The following is a 16576-nucleotide window of genomic DNA, read 5'->3' on the forward strand; positions in this document are numbered from 1 at the left end:
CCCCTCCCGCATAACCCTCGAATACAACGAAAAAATCCGGCCGCGGCCGGATCGGGAGTACGCTTTCGTGGGGGCTAGCTGGCGGAGGAGGTGGGATGTTCCGCCCCTCCATCTGGCCCCCCTTTTTCCCTTGCATCTCAGCTCGTTGGTGGGAGATTTGTGTGTGGTAAACGTGTGGGGGAGACCGTATGCCTCGCTATCTCGAACGGCGGCGTCGTCGCTGGTATGCCGTCTTTGATATCCCTCGTGATGTACGCGGTGCCTTTGGCGGAAAAGCTCGCTTTGTGCAGAGTCTTCGCACAGAGCGCTTGAGCGACGCAGAGAGGCTGGTCGGCGTTGTGATCTCAGGCTGGAAGGCCGAAATCGAAGATGCTCGCACTGGAACGCGTCAGGCGACCAGAGAGGTACTTGAGACGGCTCAGGGCTGGAAAGAACACCTCGACAGCATAAAGGACCCAGATGAGCGTTGGGAGGTGGAGACCATCCTGCACGACGTTGCCGTTGAAATGGACGCTGGGCGACCGGGAGACGGCGCACGGGCATATGGTCTCGCAACAGGACGCCTCAAGGAGACCGGAAGCTACGTCGCAGAGTGGCTTCTGACGCTCTCCAACGAGCCGAAGACGCTGGATATGAAAAGGACTGATCTCCGCCGCTTCGTGAAGCGTTTCCCGCTGACCAAGGACTTATCTGAGCGCTCTCTTCAGCGCTGGGCGGACGAACTGCAACAGCAAGAAAGCCTCAAGCCCTCGACCATACGTAGGATCATATCCGCGTGTCGCGGCTACTGGTCGTACCTCCATCGCCGGGGCGTTGTAGAACTCCACCCAGACGTATTCCGAGGTCTCGTTCAGAAACGCCCCAAGAACAGCAAAGCTCATCACGCAGACAGGCGGCGTCCATTTCCTACAGAGGATATCGTCCGTCTGCTGGCAGAGAGCCTCGCTGAAGGGGATAGACAGGTTGCGTTGCTCATCGCAATTGGGATGTACACAGGCTGCCGTATCGAGGAGATATGCGCTCTGCGAGTCGAGGATGTGACCCAAGACAAGCTATCAATCGTAGATGCAAAGACCGAGGCTGGGATACGAGATGTACCGGTTCATCCCGAGCTATCAGACCTGCTCAAGGCGTCGTGCGCTGATAGCCATGACGGGTACGTCATCCCTGGTCTGACAACCAACAAATACGGTGACCGGTCAAACGCTGTTGGAAAAAGGTTCGGCAGGCTCAAGAAACGGTTGGGATATGGTCCGAGCCAAGTCTTTCATTCGATCCGAAAGACCGTCGCAACCCAACTCGATGCGGAACAGGTTCCCGAAGCGATCAGCGCTCGTATCCTTGGCCACGACATCCCAACCATGACTTACGGCCTCTACTCGGGAGGCGCTCCGCTCAACGTTCTGAGTGATGCGCTTGCCAAGGTGAGCTATCCGTTGAACGCCACGTGTATCGACTTCCTCGCCCACCAAAGGCTTGCCACCGGCGAAGATCACTCCCAGCGAGCGAGTGCTGCTTGAGCTGACGCAGGATCGCTCTTGATACGGAGGACTGTCTGGCGGGAAAGACCTGACGCTTTGGCGATTGGTGTGGTGCCAGCACCATCGGCCAGCATCGCTTCAACCGTTGCAAGCTGCTCCCGGCTGTAGCTGGGCTTCTTGCCTCGGTACTTGCTCCCGTCCGCCTTCGCAGCCTCAATTCCGGCCCGCTGAGCTTCCTTGGTCGCTTCGGCTTGAGCTTGGGCTGTCGCTGCCATGAAGGCGATCAGTGCGTCCCTTACAGCCTCATGCATGGGGTCAGTGGCAGCACCGTCGAAGGTCAGACCGTTGATGACCGTTCTGATCACGACCCCACGGCGCATGAATTCGCGGATCGTATCCGTCACGTCTTGGTAGTCACGCCCAAGTCGGTCCACCCACCTCACGACCAAGGTGTCGCCTCGTCTCAGCCTATCGTGTAGCCGCTTCCCCTGCTCTCTCTCGGACAGCTTCGTGGCGACGCCGGACACGCCATGGTCGGCAACGACCTCGTCGATGCGGAAACCTGCGGCCTCTGCTTGCGTGATCTGATGGTCGAGGGTCTGCTCGGTCGTGCTGACGCGAGCATAGAGAATGGTCTGGGACATGTTACCTCCAGCGTCCGTAAGGGTGCTGTCCGATTATTCTAGTGTACGATAGGAGAAAGCAACCCTTACGGACAGCCTTTCCGCTGCTTACGCAGGCGTACGCTGGGCTATACCCAAAGGGACACCCATGGGGGGATAATTCGACGCTTCCAATTGCATTTTGGGGTACTCAGACGTTTGCGCCGTGAACATCTGCAAACCGACCAGGCCTCATCAGAACGGAAACTCGTCCAGGTCGATATCCTCCATCAAAGGCTGGTAGCCGAGGCTGTCCGCGATCGCCTCCAATTTGTGCCCAGCACAGCGCCTCAGCAGTTCCGCAGCTGCATCAGGAAATCGTTGACACAAGCTTGCGAGGTCTGCGCCATATTTCTCGTCCGCCTTTGCGACCGCTTCCTCTATCCGCTGTTCACGCTCTTGATCCGTCCATTCTCGATGCGTGCCGTTTGCGATGTCGCGTGCTTCAAGCCAGCTGTCTGGCAAAACCTCATCCATGGCTATGAGCTTTCGCTTGAGACTACGCATCGTGCCAACTGTGCGCTCACTTATTCCACTTACCAAGGCCAGCTGCTTTTTGCTCCATCCACCCTCGCACGTTCGCCTCCACGCCCAATTTGCTTTTTCTTGGTATGTCAGCGCCAATCTTGTCTTGGTGTTCTCCTGAACAGAAAGCAGCTTCGCGGTAGAACTGTCGCAACGATACACTTCCGCCACTATTCTGTCGTAGCCCTTGTGCCTCCTGTAAGCTTCAAGTCGATGGTGGCCATCCGCCACGACATACTTATCTGAAGTTTCAGGATCCTCCCACACGGCAATTGGATCAAGCTGTCCTGAACGGCCTATCGCATCCACAAGGCGGGCAATATGGTCGTTGCGAGCCCCTCCAAAGCGAGGCTGGAAGTTGTCTTCATCTGTTTGGATGTCAGCGAGCCGGATGCTCCTACGCTCAGGGCGCGGAAGTTCAAATCGATTCTTGGGCATGTTTGGTTCTTCAGTTTTGATGTTGAGACTGTGCAAATGCACCCCTCAAGGCCTGCACAGGCAGGCCGCAGCTCTCGCGGTCAGTTCGGGATTTTCGGAGCCTTCAAGAGGTACCGAGGAGACCACAACGGCGCGTTCCACAGCTAGAAATTGCCGTGAGCATCGTCGCTGTCTCTTCAATGGTGGGCCCTAACACAATCCACGGTGCCCCCTTGCAACAAAGCCTACTTCAACCGTGTAGTGCGTTCAGGCTCCGGCTCAGCGGATGGTCTGACTGCAGTCTTACACTGTTGAGTTCTGCCTTCAGGCGCACGTAGCCTCGGATCATCTTCTCCGTGTACTCGTACCAGCCCTGTCTTGACCCAGTCAGTATTTCACCGTGCGACGGCTTTTTCAGGCGGTTGATATACTGGCTAAACTTATCACGTGGCAGCGGATCGACACCCCGTTCGAGCTGTATCCGTTTGTAAGACTCGTAGATATGTTTGCTCGGTCGCTTCAGCTGATGGCCGTCTGCTGCGGCCCAAAGAATGGCCGCATATGAGTCACCGTATTTCTCAGTTGCTTTCTCATAAGGGCCCCTCAACTTCATGTCCATCGATCGCGCCGTCTCCTCCATCGCTTGATCAAATAGCTCAGGCGTCACTCTTCCAGCGTTATTTGCTCGGTACACAGCCAAGAAGAGCTTCTCCGCAAGCAGGTGAATATAGTGTGGAAAACCATCACTGATCATCGCAATGCGTATATTGGTTTCACGGTCTATATGTATGCCGAGCGCTTTCGCGGCGTTTACGACAATTTCGTCCCGGGCCTCCCACGGCAGTTGACCTAACTCGACTGCATGAAAATAACGGTCCGCGCTCCCGTGCGCTGACATGATGGCCTCCACGCTCTCCCCAATTCCACAGAATATGAAACGCGCGTTGACGTACTTATCGGCCACCTGCTTGATCAGGTTCGTAAATTCTTTCTGAGAAGTCTTCGAGGTAATCTGATCGAACTCGTCCACCACGAATACTGGTGTACCTCCCTGTTTCTCTACAAGCACCTCGATCAAACGCACAGCATTATTGACGGACAGCGGCTCGTCCGGGGCGTCTACAGTAGTTTCCGAAGCCGCCTCAGCTCTTAGCCATGCAGGCCCCATGCTAAAGCCGCGTTTCTTAATTTCCTCGCGTATGGATGGATGCTTGCCAACCATTTCTTCATAAAGCTCTTTGACTATTGAGCCGAAAGTGCTGGAGGAATCGCACCCCACGATCACAGGATCGCCACCTCGAGAAAGCTTGTATGCGGCTGTGTGAGCGAGAGAGGATTTCCCGACCCCGCGCAGCCCGTGTATCAAAACATGCCGCCCTGGTGCGTACAGAGCTGTCTCGATGCCGCGTAGTTGTTCGCTTCGACCTCTCAGCAGTTCCTCTGACTGCAATGGCCTGGAGGGCGAAAGAACCTCGAACAGTAGCTCGGCGAACTCCGCTTCACCTGCTTCTAAAACGTGACTTCGCGACATCTGCTCACCTGCCTCGGCGTTCGACCGAATCATGATTAACTATAGGTTGTATAAAATACTACATTTCGCCTCCGTTGGCGAACCAGCCACCACTCCTCCAGAGCGTGCTTTGTCTTTTGACGACGTAAGGCCCCATACTTGGCCGGTGATCGTGGGCTGAAAACGTGTGTGGAAAGCGTGTGTGGGGACGCAAACCGCGCCCAGCATTTCCCCATCAAAATCAAACCCTTGAAGGGCACGCCCCGATATGGCGGAGGAGGTGGGATTCGAACCCACGGTACGCTTTCACGCACGCCGGTTTTCAAGACCGGTGCATTCGACCGCTCTGCCACTCCTCCGGCCGCCTTCGCTTAGCCCCGCCCGCGCGATTCTGAAAGCGGCCGCGGCGGGGAAAATCGCCGATGGGGCGGCGCGCTCTTTTCTTGGCGGGCGGGCGCGGCTATGCTCACGACGCATTTGCGGCACAAGATGTGCCGTGCACGCGGCCGCGATCCGGGCAGGCAAGACCCGAGGCGCGGCACAGGCAAGGCGGAGCGGGGACATGGCGGAAATTCTCTCGCGGATCGGCGGCGCGGCGGCGCTGGGCCTGGGGCTTCTGGCGCTCGCGGGCTGCGACAGCGCGGCGATGCCGGGCTTCCTGAAACCGGGCACAGATACCGCCGAGGCCGGCGGCGACGAAGTCAGCCGCGCGGCGACCGGCGCGCGCGACGTCGAGGCGCCCGAGGTCTTCGAGGTCCGCGAGGCGGGCCTCTGGGACGGGCGGCCCTCGCTCGGCGGCGTCTGGGTGGCGCATCCCGACGTGACCGAGCCCGAACGCGTGATCATCCGCAACGAGAAGAACGGTCAATACGTGATCGGCGCGCTCTTCAAGCGCGAGCGCGAGACGCCGGGGCCGCGCATCCAGGTCTCCTCGGACGCGGCGGCGGCCTTGAACATGCTCGCGGGCGCGCCGGTGACCCTGCATGTGGTGGCGCTGCGCCGGGTCGAGGGGCCCGAGACGCCCGCCCCCGCCGATGAAGCGACGCCGACCGGCGGCGAGGCCCTGAGTGCGGCGGGCGAGATCGAGGCCGAGACGCTCGACCCGGTGGCCGCCGGTGCCGCGGCGGCGCTCGACACGCCCGCCCCCGCGGCGGAGACAGAGACCCAGACCGCTGCCGCGACACCCGCGCCCGAGGCCCCGGCCCCGGCGCGCGCCCAGGCCTCGGCGCTGTCGAAGCCGTATGTGCAGATCGGCATCTTCTCGATCGAGCAGAACGCCCGCAACACCGCCACCGCCATGCGGCAAGAGGGCATGGTGCCCACCGTCAAGAAGCAGGAATCCTCGGGCAAGACCTTCTGGCGCGTCGTCGTCGGCCCGGCCCAGACCCGCGACGAGATCGACGCCCTGCTTGCAAAGATCAAGGCATCGGGTTTCACCGACGCCTATGCGGTGTCAAACTGACCGCCAGGTCCGGCGCGCGCCGGGCCGCCGCATCGTTCCGATCCACTCCAGCCTGCGGAGCTGCCCCATGACCGCGATCGCCAAGATCCTCCTTGCCGCCGCCACGGCGCTTGTCCTCTCCGTGCAGGGGGCGCTGGCCTTCGACACCTCGGCGCGCGCCGCCTTCGTGCTCGACCAGAAGACCGGCACGGTGCTGCTGGCCAAGAACCCCGACGAGGCGCTGCCGCCGGCCTCCATGTCGAAGCTGATGACGCTTTACATGGCCTTCGAGGCGATCCGCGACGGGCGGCTCAGCCTCGACGAACGGCTGCCAGTGTCGGAACACGCGATGTCCTACGGCGGCTCGACGATGTTCCTCGACACCACCGACCGGGTGCGGGTCGACGACCTGTTGCGCGGGATCATCGTGCTCTCGGGCAACGACGCCTGCGCGGTGATCGCCGAGGCGCTCTCGCCCAACGGCACCGAGCGCGGCTTCGCCGAGCTGATGACCCGGCGCGCCCAGCAGATCGGCATGACCAATTCCACCTTCCGCAACTCGAACGGCTGGCCCGCCGAGGGCCACCGCATGTCGATGCGCGACCTGGTGCTGCTGTCGAACCGGATCATCGAGGATTACCCCGAGTTCTACGAGATGTTCGAGGAGCAGCGCTTCGAGTTCGACGGCCGCGCGCCGCAGAACGTCTCGAACCGCAACCCGCTTCTGGGGCTCGGGATCGGCGCGGACGGGCTCAAGACCGGCCACACGCAAGAGGCAGGCTACGGGCTCGTGGGCTCGGCCAAGCAGGGCGACCGCCGGGTGATCTTCGCGATCTCGGGCCTCGAAAGCCAGCGCGCGCGGGCCGAGGAAAGCGAGGCCATCGTCAACTGGGCCTTCCGCCAGTTCGCCGAGAAGACCATCGTCGAGGAAGGCCGCTCGGTCGCCGATGCCGAGGTCTGGATGGGCGCCAGCGAAAGCGTCGGGCTGGTCACCGAAAGCGATGTGACGCTTCTCCTGCCGACGCTGACCGGCGGCCCGCTCGAGGCCGAGGTGGTCTACACCGGCCCGCTTCAGGCGCCGATCACCGAAGGCCAGCAGCTCGCCGAGCTGATCGTGCGCCCCGAGGGCCTGCCCGAGCATCGGGTGCCGCTTTTTGCCGAGGCCGCGGTGCCCGGCGCGGGCTTCGTCACCCGGGTGATGACCGTCGCGGGCGTCCTTCTGAAGCGCATCGGGCAGCCGCAGGACGTCATGTGATGGTGCCAACCGGCCCGCGCGGCGCCTTTCTGACCTTCGAGGGCATCGACGGCAGCGGCAAGTCCACCCAGGCCCGCCGCCTGGCCGAGGAGCTGCGCGCCGCGGGCCGCGACGTGGTGCTGACCCGCGAGCCCGGCGGCAGCCCCGGAGCCGAGGAGATCCGCAATCTCCTGCTCAACGGCGACCCGGACCGCTGGTCGGCCGAGACCGAGCTCTTGATGTTCACCGCCGCGCGGCGCGACCACGTGGAGCGCACGATCCAGCCCGCGCTCGAAGCCGGCAAGGTGGTGATCTGCGACCGCTTCGTCGATTCCACCCGGGTCTACCAGGGCATCACCCGCGGCGCGCTGCGCGGCACGGTGGATGCGCTGCACGCCATGATGATCGGCATCGAGGCGGATCTGACCTTCCTGATCGACATGGACCCCGAGGCCGCGCTGGCACGCGCCACCACCCGGCCCGACGCCGAGGAACGCTTCGAGAGCTTCGGGCTCGAACTGCAGGCCACCCTGCGCGAGGGCTTCCTGGATCTCGCCCGCCGCGCCCGGCGCTTCCGGGTGATCGACGGCGCCCGCCCGGCCGAGGAGATCGGCGCGGATGTGACGCGCATCGCGCACAGCTTCCTCGAGACCCCGGCATGAGCGATCCCCAACTGCCCGACCCGACCGCCGTCGAGGGCGCCCCGCATCCCGCCGAGACGCCCCGGCTGATCGGCCAGGAGGCGGCGGAGCAGGCTTTCCTCGACGCTTTCACCACCGGGCGGCTGCATCACGCCTGGATGCTCATGGGCCCGCGCGGGGTCGGCAAGGCGACGCTCGCCTGGCGCATCGCGCGCTTCCTGCTGGCCACCCCCGACCCGGGCGAGGACGACGGCCTTTTCGGCGCCCCGCCGCGCCCGGAAAGCCTGGAGCTGCCCGCCGATCACCCGGTCATGCGCCGCAGCCTCGCGGGCGCCGAGCCCGGGCTTTTCGTCCTGAAGCGCGGCACCAACGACAAGGGCGACCGGCTCGCCGCCGAGATCCGCGTCGACCAGGTGCGCAAGCTGAAGTCCTTCTTCTCGCTCTCGGCGGCCGATGGGGGCCGGCGGGTGGTGATCGTCGATGCCGCCGACGAGATGAACGTGAACGCCGCCAACGCGCTTCTGAAGCTCCTGGAGGAGCCGCCGGCGCGCACCACCATGCTGCTGGTCTGCCACCAGCCCTCGCGGCTCCTGCCGACGATCCGCTCGCGCTGCCGCGAGCTGCGCCTCAGCCCGCTGGGCCCCGAAGAGATGCGCGCGGCGCTCGACCTCGCGGGCGCCGAGCTGGCCCCGACCGAGGCCGAGGCGCTCTCGGCGCTTTCGGGCGGTTCGGTGGGCGCGGCCATGCGGCTTGTCGGGCTCGAGGGGCTGGCGCTCTACCAGCGGCTCCTCGAGGTCCTGGGCAGCCTGCCCGACCTCGACCGCCCCAAGGCGCTGGCCCTGGCCGAGGCGCTGGCCCAGCGCGGGCGCGAGGAACGGCTCGACCTCTTCTTCTCGCTGACCGACACGGTGCTTTTGCGGCTCGCGCGGACCGGGGTGACCGGCCATCCGCCCGGCGATCCCGCCGCGCCCGGCGAGGCCGAGGTCTTCCAGCGGCTCGCCCCCTCGCCCGCCGCGGGCCGCGCCTGGGCCGAGTTGGCCCAGGTCGCCGGCGACCGGGCCCGGCACGGGCGCGCGGTCAATGTCGATCCCGCCTCGCTGGTCTTCGACACGGTGATGAAGCTGCGCGAGACCGCCGCCCGCATCCGCGCCTGACCCCGCCTTGACCCGCCCTGCCCCATCCTAGATATGCGGGGGCAGAGCCGCAGGCAGCCCAAAGGACGGACCATGAGCGTGCCGAGGATCACCGACAGCCATTGTCACCTCGACTTTCCCGATTTCGACGAAACGCGCGACGCGGTCATCGCCCGCGCCCATGAGGCCGGCGTGCACCGCATGGTGACGATCTGCACCCGGCTGCGCCAGGAGCCGCAGGTGCGGGCCATCGCCGAGGCGAACCCGTCGGTCTTCTACGCCGCCGGCACCCACCCGATGAGCGCCGCCGATGAGCCCCTGACCTCGGTTGAGGAGCTGGTGGCGCTGTCGCGGCATCCGAAGTTCGTGGGCCTCGGCGAAAGCGGGCTCGACTACCATTACACCGCCGAGAGCGCCGAGGTGCAGCGCCGCTCGCTGCGCATCCACATCGAGGCGGCGCAGGAGACCGGCCTGCCGCTGATCATCCACGCCCGCGACGCCGACGAGGACATGGGCGACATCCTCGAGGAGGGCTTCGCGAAAAAGCCCTACCCTTGCGTGATGCATTGCTTCTCCTCCGGCGCGCGGCTGGCCGAACGGGCGCTGGAGATGGATTTCTACCTGTCGATGTCCGGCATCGCCGCCTTCAAGAAAAGCACCGAGCTGCGCGAGATCTTCGCCAAGGCCCCCGCCGAGCGCATCCTGGTCGAGACCGACAGCCCCTATCTCGCGCCGCCGCCCTACCGCGGCAAGCGCAACGAGCCGGGCTATACCGTGCATACCGCCAAGGTCGGGGCCGAGGTCTTCGGCCTCTCCTACGCCGAGTTCGCCGCGCAGACCGAGGCGAACTTCGAGCGGCTGTTCTGGAAGGCCGCGGCCTGGGCGGAGGCGGCATGACGGGCGAGCTGCGTTTCACCATCCTCGGCTGCGGCTCCTCGGGCGGGGTGCCGCGGCTGGGCGGGCTCTGGGGCGATTGCGACCCGGAAAACCCCCGCAACGCGCGGCGCCGCTGCTCGATGCTGATCGAGCGCGAGACCGAGGCCGGCACCACGCGGGTGCTGATCGACACCTCGCCGGACCTGCGCGCGCAGCTGCTCGACGCGGGCGTCGGGGCGCTCGACGCGGTGGTCTACACCCATTCCCACGCCGACCACGTGCATGGCATCGACGATCTGCGGATGATCGTTTTCAACATGCGCGCGCGGCTGCCGGTCTGGGCCGATGGCGGCACCCAGGACAGTCTTTATTCCCGCTTCGGCTATGCCTTCGTGCAGCCCGAGGACAGCCCCTATCCGCCGATCCTCGACATGCACACGATCAAGGGCCCGATCGCCATCGAGGGCGCCGGCGGCAGGATCGAGCTGACGCCCTTCGAGGTCACGCATGGCTCGATCGACGCCCTGGGCTTCCGCGTCGGCGACCTGGCCTATCTGCCGGATGTCTCCGAGATCCCCTCGGAGGCCTGGACCGCGCTGCAGGGGCTCGACTGCTGGGTGCTCGATGCGCTCCGCCGCAAGCCGCATCCGACCCATGCCCATCTGGCGCAGTCGCTCGACTGGATCGCCCAGTCCGGCACGCGGCGGGCGGTGCTGACCAACATGCATGTCGATCTCGACTACGAGACGGTGGCGGGTGAGACCCCCGAGAACGTCACCCCGGCCTATGACGGCATGGTGATCCGCTATGCGCTCTAGCCGAGGCCCGCGGGGCTGAATGCAGGCGCTGCTCGACGTCATCCTGCCGGTCTTCATCCTGATCGGCGCGGGCTATGTCGCGACCTGGCGGAAGGTCTTTCCCGAGCAGGCCGTCGACGGGCTGATGTATTTCACCCAGACCTTCGCGGTGCCCTGCCTGTTGTTCCGCGCGATCTGGACGCTGGACCTCGAGGGGTCCTTCAACGCGGGCCTGTTGATCAGCTTCTACACCGGCTCGATCACCGGCTTCACGCTGGGGCTTCTCGCCGGGCGTTTCCTCTTCAAGCGCGACTGGGAGGATTCGGTCGCCATCGGCTTCTGCTGCCTCTTCGCCAATTCGCTGCTGCTGGGGCTCGCGATCACCGAGCGGGCCTTTGGCGCCGATGCGCTCGAGGCGAACTACGCCATCATCGCGGTGCATTCACCGATCTGCTACGGCATCGGCATCACCGCCATGGAGATCGCCCGCGCCCATGCCCATGGCGCCTCGGCCGCCGCCCTGCCCGGCAAGGTGCTGCGCGCCATGCTGCACAACGCGCTGGTGATCGGGATCCTCCTGGGCGCGGTCTTCAACATCTTCTCGATCGGCCTGCCCGGCCCGGTGGAGAACGCGCTCGACATGATGGTGCGCACCGCCCTGCCTGCGGCGATCTTCGGCATGGGCGGGGTGCTGATGCGCTACAAGCCCGAGGGCGATCTGCGGATCATCGCCTTCGTCTGCGCGGTGACGCTGGTGCTGCATCCGACGATCACCTGGACGCTCGGGACGAGCTTCGGGCTGAGCGTGGACGAGTTCCGCTCGGCGGTGATCACCGCGGCCATGGCGCCGGGGGTGAACGCCTATGTCTTCGCCAACATGTACGGGCGTGCCAAGCGCGTGGCCGCCTCCTCGGTGCTGATCGCGACCGCGCTGTCGGTGCTGACGACATGGCTGTGGCTGGCGCTGCTGCCGTGAGGGGGGCTAGGGGGAGCAGCGCGGAAGGGGTGCAACGCTGTCCAAGGTCGGGGCAGAATGACGGTGGGGATGCGGATTGCTCGGAAGATCGGTGTATCCGCTTAGGAACGGGCCGACGAAGAGTGCTATCACCCAACCTCTCCCCCCACCCTTGCGCCGCTCTCAACCCACGCAACAGAGGGCGCGCGCCGGACCGGGGGCCGGCGCTGCCGACCTCTGAGTTATGCGCTTTATCCCAACAAGGTCATTGCTCGTTGTGAGCTAAACACGCCATCCCAAGGAGCGCCGGCCCATCGGGCCGGTCCGGCGCGCGCCCGGCACCTTCGGTGCTATTCGGGCGCAAGGGGGCGCAGGGCGTTCCAAGGTCGGGGGAGAATGACGGTGGGGATGCGGATTGCTCGGAAGATCGGTGTATCCGCTTAGGACCAGGCCGAAGCCGAGAGCAATCTCCCAACCTCTGCACCCGCCCTTTCCCGTTCTCCACCCTTCCCCACAGAGGGCGCGCGCCGGACCGGGGGCCGGCGCTGCCGCCCCCCTGAGCTGTGCGCTTTATCCCAGCAAGGTCAGGGCTAGCGTTCAGCTGTGCACGTCATCCCCAGGAGCGCCGGCCCATAGGGCCGGTCCGGCGCGCGCCCGGCATCTTCGATGCTATTCGGGCGCAAGGGGGGTGCGCTGTGTGTGAATGGGGTGCGTCGTGTGTGACGGTGGGGTGGCGACTGTGAGGCGGAACTCACGGGCCGTGTGGCGCGCGCGTGAAGTCCTGAGGGACTCCTCGGCGTGTGCGCCCCCCTAGTCCGCTCCAACACCCCTCCTCCACCACGCCAACCACCCCTCCCCCACGTCCTCCAACACCCCTTCCCCCACTCAGCAAAATTTTGCCGGGAACCTGCGGGCGAGTCTCACGTTTCTCACCCGGTGCCGATGCGCGCACGACCCGACGGGTTTCTTAACCTCGGCCCGGAGGGCCGCGCGCCTCGGCACCGATTCATCCCGCCAGCCAGCAAGGACGCAGCCACCATGTCTATCTACGACGCCATCAAGGCCGACCACGCGCATCACCGCGAGCTCCTCGCCCGGATCGCCGACACCAGTGGCGACAGCGCGGAGCGGCAATCGGCCTGGCAGGAGTTCTTCTACGACGTGAAGAGCCATGCGGCGGCGGAAGAAGAGACCTTCTACTCCAAGCTGATGTCCAAGACCTGGGGCCAGGATTCCGCCCGCCACTCGGTCGAGGAACACGCCGAGATGGACGACCTCATGGAAGAGCTGAACGGCATGGACATGTCGAGCCCGGGCTGGCTCAACAAGTTCAACACGCTGAAGCACGACTACGAGCACCACATGGACGAGGAGGAAGACGAGGTCTTCGGCCGCGCCCGCGAGGTGATCCCCGAGGACGAGATTGAGGGCTACGGCCAGCGCTTCAAGGCGCGCAAGGCCAAGGAGCTGGGCCTCGTGGACGAGAAACGCGCGGATTCGCTCGAGGATTGAGACGCGGGGCGCGCGCGCCCCTGCCCGCCGAGACATCAAAGCCCCGGTCGCTCCGCGTGAGCGCCGGGGCTTTTTGTATGCGCCGCACGGGAGCGCGCAGGATTTTCATAAAAATGGTGCTGAGTGGCGGGTGCAGCTCGAAGCCTCACCCGTTGGATTTCATGCGCGCTCCAGAAGCGGCGAAAGGCTCACCCCACGCAGCCCCGACCGGCACAAACCACCCGAGGCCGAAGCACACACGCCCCCTGCCCCAAGGCCCCGCCTATTTCTTCTTCCGCCGCCGCGGATTGGCGAGCTCGGGGTCGATCTCATGCGCCACCTGCCCGTAGGCCAGGAGCGCAAAGAGCCCCGTCCCGCCCAGGACGTTGCCCGCGAAGCTCGGCAGGATCAGCCCGAAGATCGCCTTCCCGGCGCTGATCTCGCCCGCCAGCATCAACAGGAAGGCCTCGGCGGAGCCCGCGATCACATGGGTGAACTCGCCCATGGCGATGAGATAGGTGAAGAGGAAGATCACGAAGATCTCGAACCCTTCCGAGGACGGCAGCATCCAGACCAGCGCGGCGATGAAGAAGCCCGCCGGCACCCCGTATTTGAAGGCCTCGAAGGCACTGTATTCGGCAAAGTGCTCCGAGATCTTCATCATCCCGTCGACATATTCGGGCACCACCGTGCCGCCGTGCACGCTCAGGAAGGCAACCACGAAGGTGCCCACCAGATTCGCCGCGAAGACCACCGCCCAAAGCCGCATGGTGCAGGAAAACACCGTGGGCGAGCGGTCCTTCAGCACCGGCAGGACCACGGTGATCGTGTTCTCGGTGAAAAGCTGCAACCGCGAGAGGATCACCAGGATGAAGCCCACGGTGTAGCCCATGTTCTCGATCGGGCCCTGGAAGGCGTAGCCCTCGAAGACCTTGTGCAGAATACCCTCGGCCAGCACCGAGGAGGAAATCCCGATGCCCGCGGCGATGCCCGACCACCAGAGCGACCAGAGCGGGCGCTTCAGCTCCTCGCGGCCCTCGAGCGCCACGACCTCGTAGACCGCGCGCGGCGCCAGCGCCCGGTGCCGGGCGATCTGGACCGATTCCTCGTGCGAATAGCGCGGCGGATTGCCGTAGCCCTGCTTCAGCTCTTCCTCGGTCCTGTCGGTCATTTCCTGTCCCCGTCAAAAAACCCGGTCCCGCAGCGCGGATACCGGGGTCATTCAGGACAGAACCCGAGAAACAGGCCGGAGGTTCCCGGCGACGCGGCGTCGCGGGCGGGGCCTGCACCGATGTAAGGAGAAGAATGGTGCTGCTGGACAGGATTGAACTGTCGACCTCTCCCTTACCAAGGGAGTGCTCTACCACTGAGCTACAGCAGCCCGCCGCCGTTGCGGTGTGGGCGGGTCTCTAATGGCAAACCAAACGGGGTGCAAGCACGAATCTGGACCCTTTTTTGCGGCTCCTATAAAGACCCCCCATGGAGCAGAAACCCCCGCAGAAGCGCCCCGCCGAAAGTGGCCGCGATGACCGGCTGAAAGCCGCGCTCAAGGCCAACCTGGCACGGCGCAAGGCACAGGCCCGCGCCCGCACCGCGCGCGAGACGCAGGACGACAAGGACAAGGATTGAGGCCATGGATTCGATCGTCGTGACCGGCAACGGCCCGCTTTCGGGCGAGATTCCCATCGCGGGCGCGAAGAACGCCTGCCTGACGCTGATGCCGGCGACGCTGCTCAGCGAGGAACCGCTGACGCTGATGAACGCGCCGCGGCTTTCCGACATCCGCACCATGACGACGCTTCTGCAGTCGCTGGGCGCCGAGGTCACCGCGCTGCAGGACGGCCATGTGCTGGCGCTGTCGAGCCATGCGCTCGACAACCACAAGGCCGAATACGACATCGTGCGGAAGATGCGCGCCTCGATCCTGGTGCTGGGCCCGATGCTGGCGCGCGACGGCCACGCGGTGGTCTCGCTGCCCGGCGGCTGCGCCATCGGCGCGCGGCCCGTCGACCTGCACCTGCGCGCGCTCGAGGCGCTCGGGGCCGAGCTGGACCTGCGCGACGGCTATGTGCACGCCAAGGCGCCGGGCGGGCTCAAGGGCGGGGTCGTGGACTTCCCGCTGGTCTCGGTGGGCGCGACTGAGAACGCGCTCATGGCGGCGACGCTCGCCAAGGGCACCACGGTCATCAAGAACGCCGCCCGCGAGCCCGAGATCGTCGACCTGGCGCGCTGCCTGCGCGCCATGGGCGCCCGGATCGAGGGCGACGGCACCCATGAGATCACCATCGAGGGCGTCGACCGCCTGGGCGGCGCCACCCATCGCGTCGTCTCGGACCGGATCGAGCTGGGCACCTATATGCTCGCCCCCGCCATCGCCGGCGGCGAGGTCACCTGCCTCGGCGGCGAGATGCGCCTGGTCGAGGCCTTCGCCGCCAAGCTCGACGAGGCCGGCATCGAGGTCACCGAGACCGACCGAGGCCTGAAGGTCGCCCGCAAGAACGGCCGGGTGCAGGCGGTGGATGTGACCACCGAGCCCTTCCCCGGCTTCCCCACCGACCTGCAGGCGCAGATGATGGCGCTTTTGTGCACCGCCGAGGGCACCTCGGTGCTTGAAGAGAAGATCTTCGAGAACAGGTTCATGCACGCGCCCGAGCTGAGCCGCATGGGCGCGCATATCGACGTCCAGGGCGGCATCGCGAAGGTCACCGGGGTCGAGCGGCTGAAGGGCGCGCCGGTCATGGCGACCGATCTGCGCGCCAGCGTGTCGCTGATCCTCGCCGGGCTCGCGGCCGAGGGCGACACGGTGGTGAACCGCGTCTACCACCTGGACCGCGGCTATGAACATGTCGTCGCCAAGCTCTCGGGCGTCGGCGCCAAGATCGAAAGGGTCAAAGGCGAATGAGCGAAGACGCACGCTTCGAGGACGCCTCGGCGAAACCCTTGAACCTCGGGGCGATGGACCCCGACGACCTGGCGGTGCTGGCCGCGCTGGTGCAGGACGCCGTCCTGCCGGTGACCGAGATCACCTGGCGGCGGGGCCCGCGCCAGCTCGCGCTCCTGGTGAACCGGCTGCGCCGCGAGGAAAGCGCCGCGGGCGTCGAGCGGGTGCAGTCGCTCCTGGTGATCGAGAACGTGACCCGGGTCGCGAGCCAGGGCATCGACCGGTCGGACCGCGACACGGTGCTGCAGATCCTGACCGTGGAGTTCCACCCCGGCGAGGATGCCGCCGGCGCGGTCGAGATCACGCTGGCGGGCGACGGGGCGCTGCGCGCCGAGGTCGAGGCGCTGGAGCTGCGCCTCAAGGACGTCACCCGCCCCTATCACGCCCCCTCGGGCAAGCTGCCGCGCCACCCCGAGTAACCGAACAGACCGATCCGCGCCGCCCCGCCTTCGCCGCATGGGCGGGGCGATGC

The 16576-nt window shown here is 65.4% G+C and carries 16 protein-coding genes and 2 tRNA genes; 12 read left to right on the plus strand and 6 right to left on the minus strand.

Annotation, left to right across the window (positions count from 1 at the left end):
- The first annotated feature begins 188 nt into the window (after nucleotides 1–188).
- Complete coding sequence (locus LR948_RS02075; protein WP_370634843.1) at nucleotides 189–1520, plus strand: tyrosine-type recombinase/integrase; 1332 nt, start codon at nucleotides 189–191, stop codon at nucleotides 1518–1520.
- Here LR948_RS02075 and LR948_RS02080 read toward each other — a convergent pair.
- The 4 genes from LR948_RS02080 to LR948_RS02095 form a co-directional block, all read right to left on the minus strand.
- Entirely contained in the window at nucleotides 1493–2125 is a 633-nt protein-coding gene (locus tag LR948_RS02080) for a recombinase family protein (protein ID WP_232752271.1), read from the minus strand. The two genes, LR948_RS02075 and LR948_RS02080, sit on opposite strands and share 28 nt — an antisense overlap.
- Nucleotides 2126–2338: 213 nt before the next feature.
- Nucleotides 2339–3106 carry a ParB N-terminal domain-containing protein gene (locus tag LR948_RS02085; protein ID WP_232752272.1) on the minus strand — a complete coding sequence of 256 codons (768 nt, stop codon included), beginning with the start codon at nucleotides 3104–3106 and terminating at the stop codon, nucleotides 2339–2341.
- Between the two features lie 229 nt (nucleotides 3107–3335).
- On the minus strand, nucleotides 3336–4616 hold the full coding sequence (locus LR948_RS02090) for an AAA family ATPase (protein WP_232752273.1): 1281 nt from the start codon (nucleotides 4614–4616) through the stop codon (nucleotides 3336–3338).
- Between the two features lie 248 nt (nucleotides 4617–4864).
- A tRNA-Ser gene (locus tag LR948_RS02095) sits at nucleotides 4865–4954 on the minus strand.
- A gap of 203 nt (nucleotides 4955–5157) precedes the next feature.
- Between LR948_RS02095 and LR948_RS02100 the strand changes: the two genes are divergently transcribed.
- The 8 genes from LR948_RS02100 to LR948_RS02135 all read left to right on the plus strand — a co-directional run bounded on the left by LR948_RS02100 (nucleotide 5158) and on the right by LR948_RS02135 (nucleotide 13184).
- A complete protein-coding gene (locus LR948_RS02100) occupies nucleotides 5158–6057 on the plus strand; it encodes an SPOR domain-containing protein (protein ID WP_232752274.1) in 900 nt (299 codons plus the stop codon).
- A 67-nt stretch (nucleotides 6058–6124) separates the two neighbouring features.
- Nucleotides 6125–7291, plus strand: a complete 1167-nt coding sequence (locus tag LR948_RS02105; RefSeq protein WP_232752275.1) for a D-alanyl-D-alanine carboxypeptidase family protein — start codon at nucleotides 6125–6127, stop codon at nucleotides 7289–7291.
- Entirely contained in the window at nucleotides 7291–7932 is a 642-nt protein-coding gene (gene tmk, locus LR948_RS02110; RefSeq protein ID WP_232752276.1) for a dTMP kinase, read from the plus strand. Before LR948_RS02105 ends, tmk begins: the two co-directional genes overlap by 1 nt.
- Complete coding sequence (locus tag LR948_RS02115) at nucleotides 7929–9065, plus strand: DNA polymerase III subunit delta' (RefSeq protein ID WP_232752277.1); 1137 nt, start codon at nucleotides 7929–7931, stop codon at nucleotides 9063–9065. Before tmk ends, LR948_RS02115 begins: the two co-directional genes overlap by 4 nt.
- Before the next feature lie 72 nt (nucleotides 9066–9137).
- The gene (locus LR948_RS02120; RefSeq protein WP_232752278.1) at nucleotides 9138–9941 is read left to right on the plus strand and encodes a TatD family hydrolase; all 804 of its coding nucleotides are present in this window, start codon (nucleotides 9138–9140) and stop codon (nucleotides 9939–9941) included.
- Entirely contained in the window at nucleotides 9938–10738 is an 801-nt protein-coding gene (locus tag LR948_RS02125) for an MBL fold metallo-hydrolase (protein ID WP_232752279.1), read from the plus strand. The genes LR948_RS02120 and LR948_RS02125 overlap by 4 nt, the downstream gene beginning before the upstream one ends.
- A gap of 19 nt (nucleotides 10739–10757) precedes the next feature.
- Nucleotides 10758–11693 (plus strand): AEC family transporter, encoded by a 936-nt coding sequence (locus tag LR948_RS02130; RefSeq protein ID WP_232752280.1) that lies wholly within the window; start codon nucleotides 10758–10760, stop codon nucleotides 11691–11693.
- A gap of 1017 nt (nucleotides 11694–12710) precedes the next feature.
- Nucleotides 12711–13184, plus strand: coding sequence for a hemerythrin domain-containing protein (locus LR948_RS02135; RefSeq protein WP_232752281.1), 474 nt, complete (start codon nucleotides 12711–12713; stop codon nucleotides 13182–13184).
- 262 nt (nucleotides 13185–13446) lie between these two features.
- Here the strand turns inward: LR948_RS02135 and LR948_RS02140 are convergent, their stop codons facing one another.
- Together LR948_RS02140 and LR948_RS02145 are read right to left on the minus strand one after the other, a co-directional pair.
- Nucleotides 13447–14334: a formate/nitrite transporter family protein gene (locus tag LR948_RS02140; RefSeq protein WP_232752282.1), complete on the minus strand. Its 888-nt coding sequence runs from the start codon at nucleotides 14332–14334 to the stop codon at nucleotides 13447–13449.
- Between the two features lie 135 nt (nucleotides 14335–14469).
- A tRNA-Thr gene (locus LR948_RS02145) sits at nucleotides 14470–14544 on the minus strand.
- Between the two features lie 98 nt (nucleotides 14545–14642).
- On the opposite strand from LR948_RS02145, the gene LR948_RS02150 reads away from it, so the two are divergent.
- The 3 genes from LR948_RS02150 to LR948_RS02160 are packed head-to-tail and all read left to right on the plus strand — an operon-like array spanning nucleotide 14643 to nucleotide 16523.
- Complete coding sequence (locus tag LR948_RS02150; protein WP_232752283.1) at nucleotides 14643–14792, plus strand: hypothetical protein; 150 nt, start codon at nucleotides 14643–14645, stop codon at nucleotides 14790–14792.
- A 4-nt stretch (nucleotides 14793–14796) separates the two neighbouring features.
- A complete protein-coding gene (gene murA, locus LR948_RS02155) occupies nucleotides 14797–16065 on the plus strand; it encodes a UDP-N-acetylglucosamine 1-carboxyvinyltransferase (protein ID WP_232752284.1) in 1269 nt (422 codons plus the stop codon).
- Nucleotides 16062–16523: a DUF2948 family protein gene (locus LR948_RS02160; protein WP_232752285.1), complete on the plus strand. Its 462-nt coding sequence runs from the start codon at nucleotides 16062–16064 to the stop codon at nucleotides 16521–16523. Before murA ends, LR948_RS02160 begins: the two co-directional genes overlap by 4 nt.
- Nucleotides 16524–16576 lie beyond the last annotated feature (53 nt).

The organism is Roseivivax sp. GX 12232 (genome assembly GCF_021272185.1).
In the GTDB taxonomy this organism is placed as follows: Bacteria; Pseudomonadota; Alphaproteobacteria; order Rhodobacterales; family Rhodobacteraceae; genus Roseivivax.

Bases quoted from the DNA above. Each gene is read 5' to 3' on its own strand.
- LR948_RS02075 (WP_370634843.1), top strand. From the start codon at position 189: ATGCCTCGCTATCTCGAACGGCGGCGTCGTCGCTGGTATGCCGTCTTT.
- LR948_RS02080 (WP_232752271.1), bottom strand. From the start codon at position 2,125: ATGTCCCAGACCATTCTCTATGCTCGCGTCAGCACGACCGAGCAGACC.
- LR948_RS02085 (WP_232752272.1), bottom strand. From the start codon at position 3,106: ATGCCCAAGAATCGATTTGAACTTCCGCGCCCTGAGCGTAGGAGCATC.
- LR948_RS02090 (WP_232752273.1), bottom strand. From the start codon at position 4,616: ATGTCGCGAAGTCACGTTTTAGAAGCAGGTGAAGCGGAGTTCGCCGAG.
- LR948_RS02100 (WP_232752274.1), top strand. From the start codon at position 5,158: ATGGCGGAAATTCTCTCGCGGATCGGCGGCGCGGCGGCGCTGGGCCTG.
- LR948_RS02105 (WP_232752275.1), top strand. From the start codon at position 6,125: ATGACCGCGATCGCCAAGATCCTCCTTGCCGCCGCCACGGCGCTTGTC.
- tmk (WP_232752276.1), top strand. From the start codon at position 7,291: ATGGTGCCAACCGGCCCGCGCGGCGCCTTTCTGACCTTCGAGGGCATC.
- LR948_RS02115 (WP_232752277.1), top strand. From the start codon at position 7,929: ATGAGCGATCCCCAACTGCCCGACCCGACCGCCGTCGAGGGCGCCCCG.
- LR948_RS02120 (WP_232752278.1), top strand. From the start codon at position 9,138: ATGAGCGTGCCGAGGATCACCGACAGCCATTGTCACCTCGACTTTCCC.
- LR948_RS02125 (WP_232752279.1), top strand. From the start codon at position 9,938: ATGACGGGCGAGCTGCGTTTCACCATCCTCGGCTGCGGCTCCTCGGGC.
- LR948_RS02130 (WP_232752280.1), top strand. From the start codon at position 10,758: ATGCAGGCGCTGCTCGACGTCATCCTGCCGGTCTTCATCCTGATCGGC.
- LR948_RS02135 (WP_232752281.1), top strand. From the start codon at position 12,711: ATGTCTATCTACGACGCCATCAAGGCCGACCACGCGCATCACCGCGAG.
- LR948_RS02140 (WP_232752282.1), bottom strand. From the start codon at position 14,334: ATGACCGACAGGACCGAGGAAGAGCTGAAGCAGGGCTACGGCAATCCG.
- LR948_RS02150 (WP_232752283.1), top strand. From the start codon at position 14,643: ATGGAGCAGAAACCCCCGCAGAAGCGCCCCGCCGAAAGTGGCCGCGAT.
- murA (WP_232752284.1), top strand. From the start codon at position 14,797: ATGGATTCGATCGTCGTGACCGGCAACGGCCCGCTTTCGGGCGAGATT.
- LR948_RS02160 (WP_232752285.1), top strand. From the start codon at position 16,062: ATGAGCGAAGACGCACGCTTCGAGGACGCCTCGGCGAAACCCTTGAAC.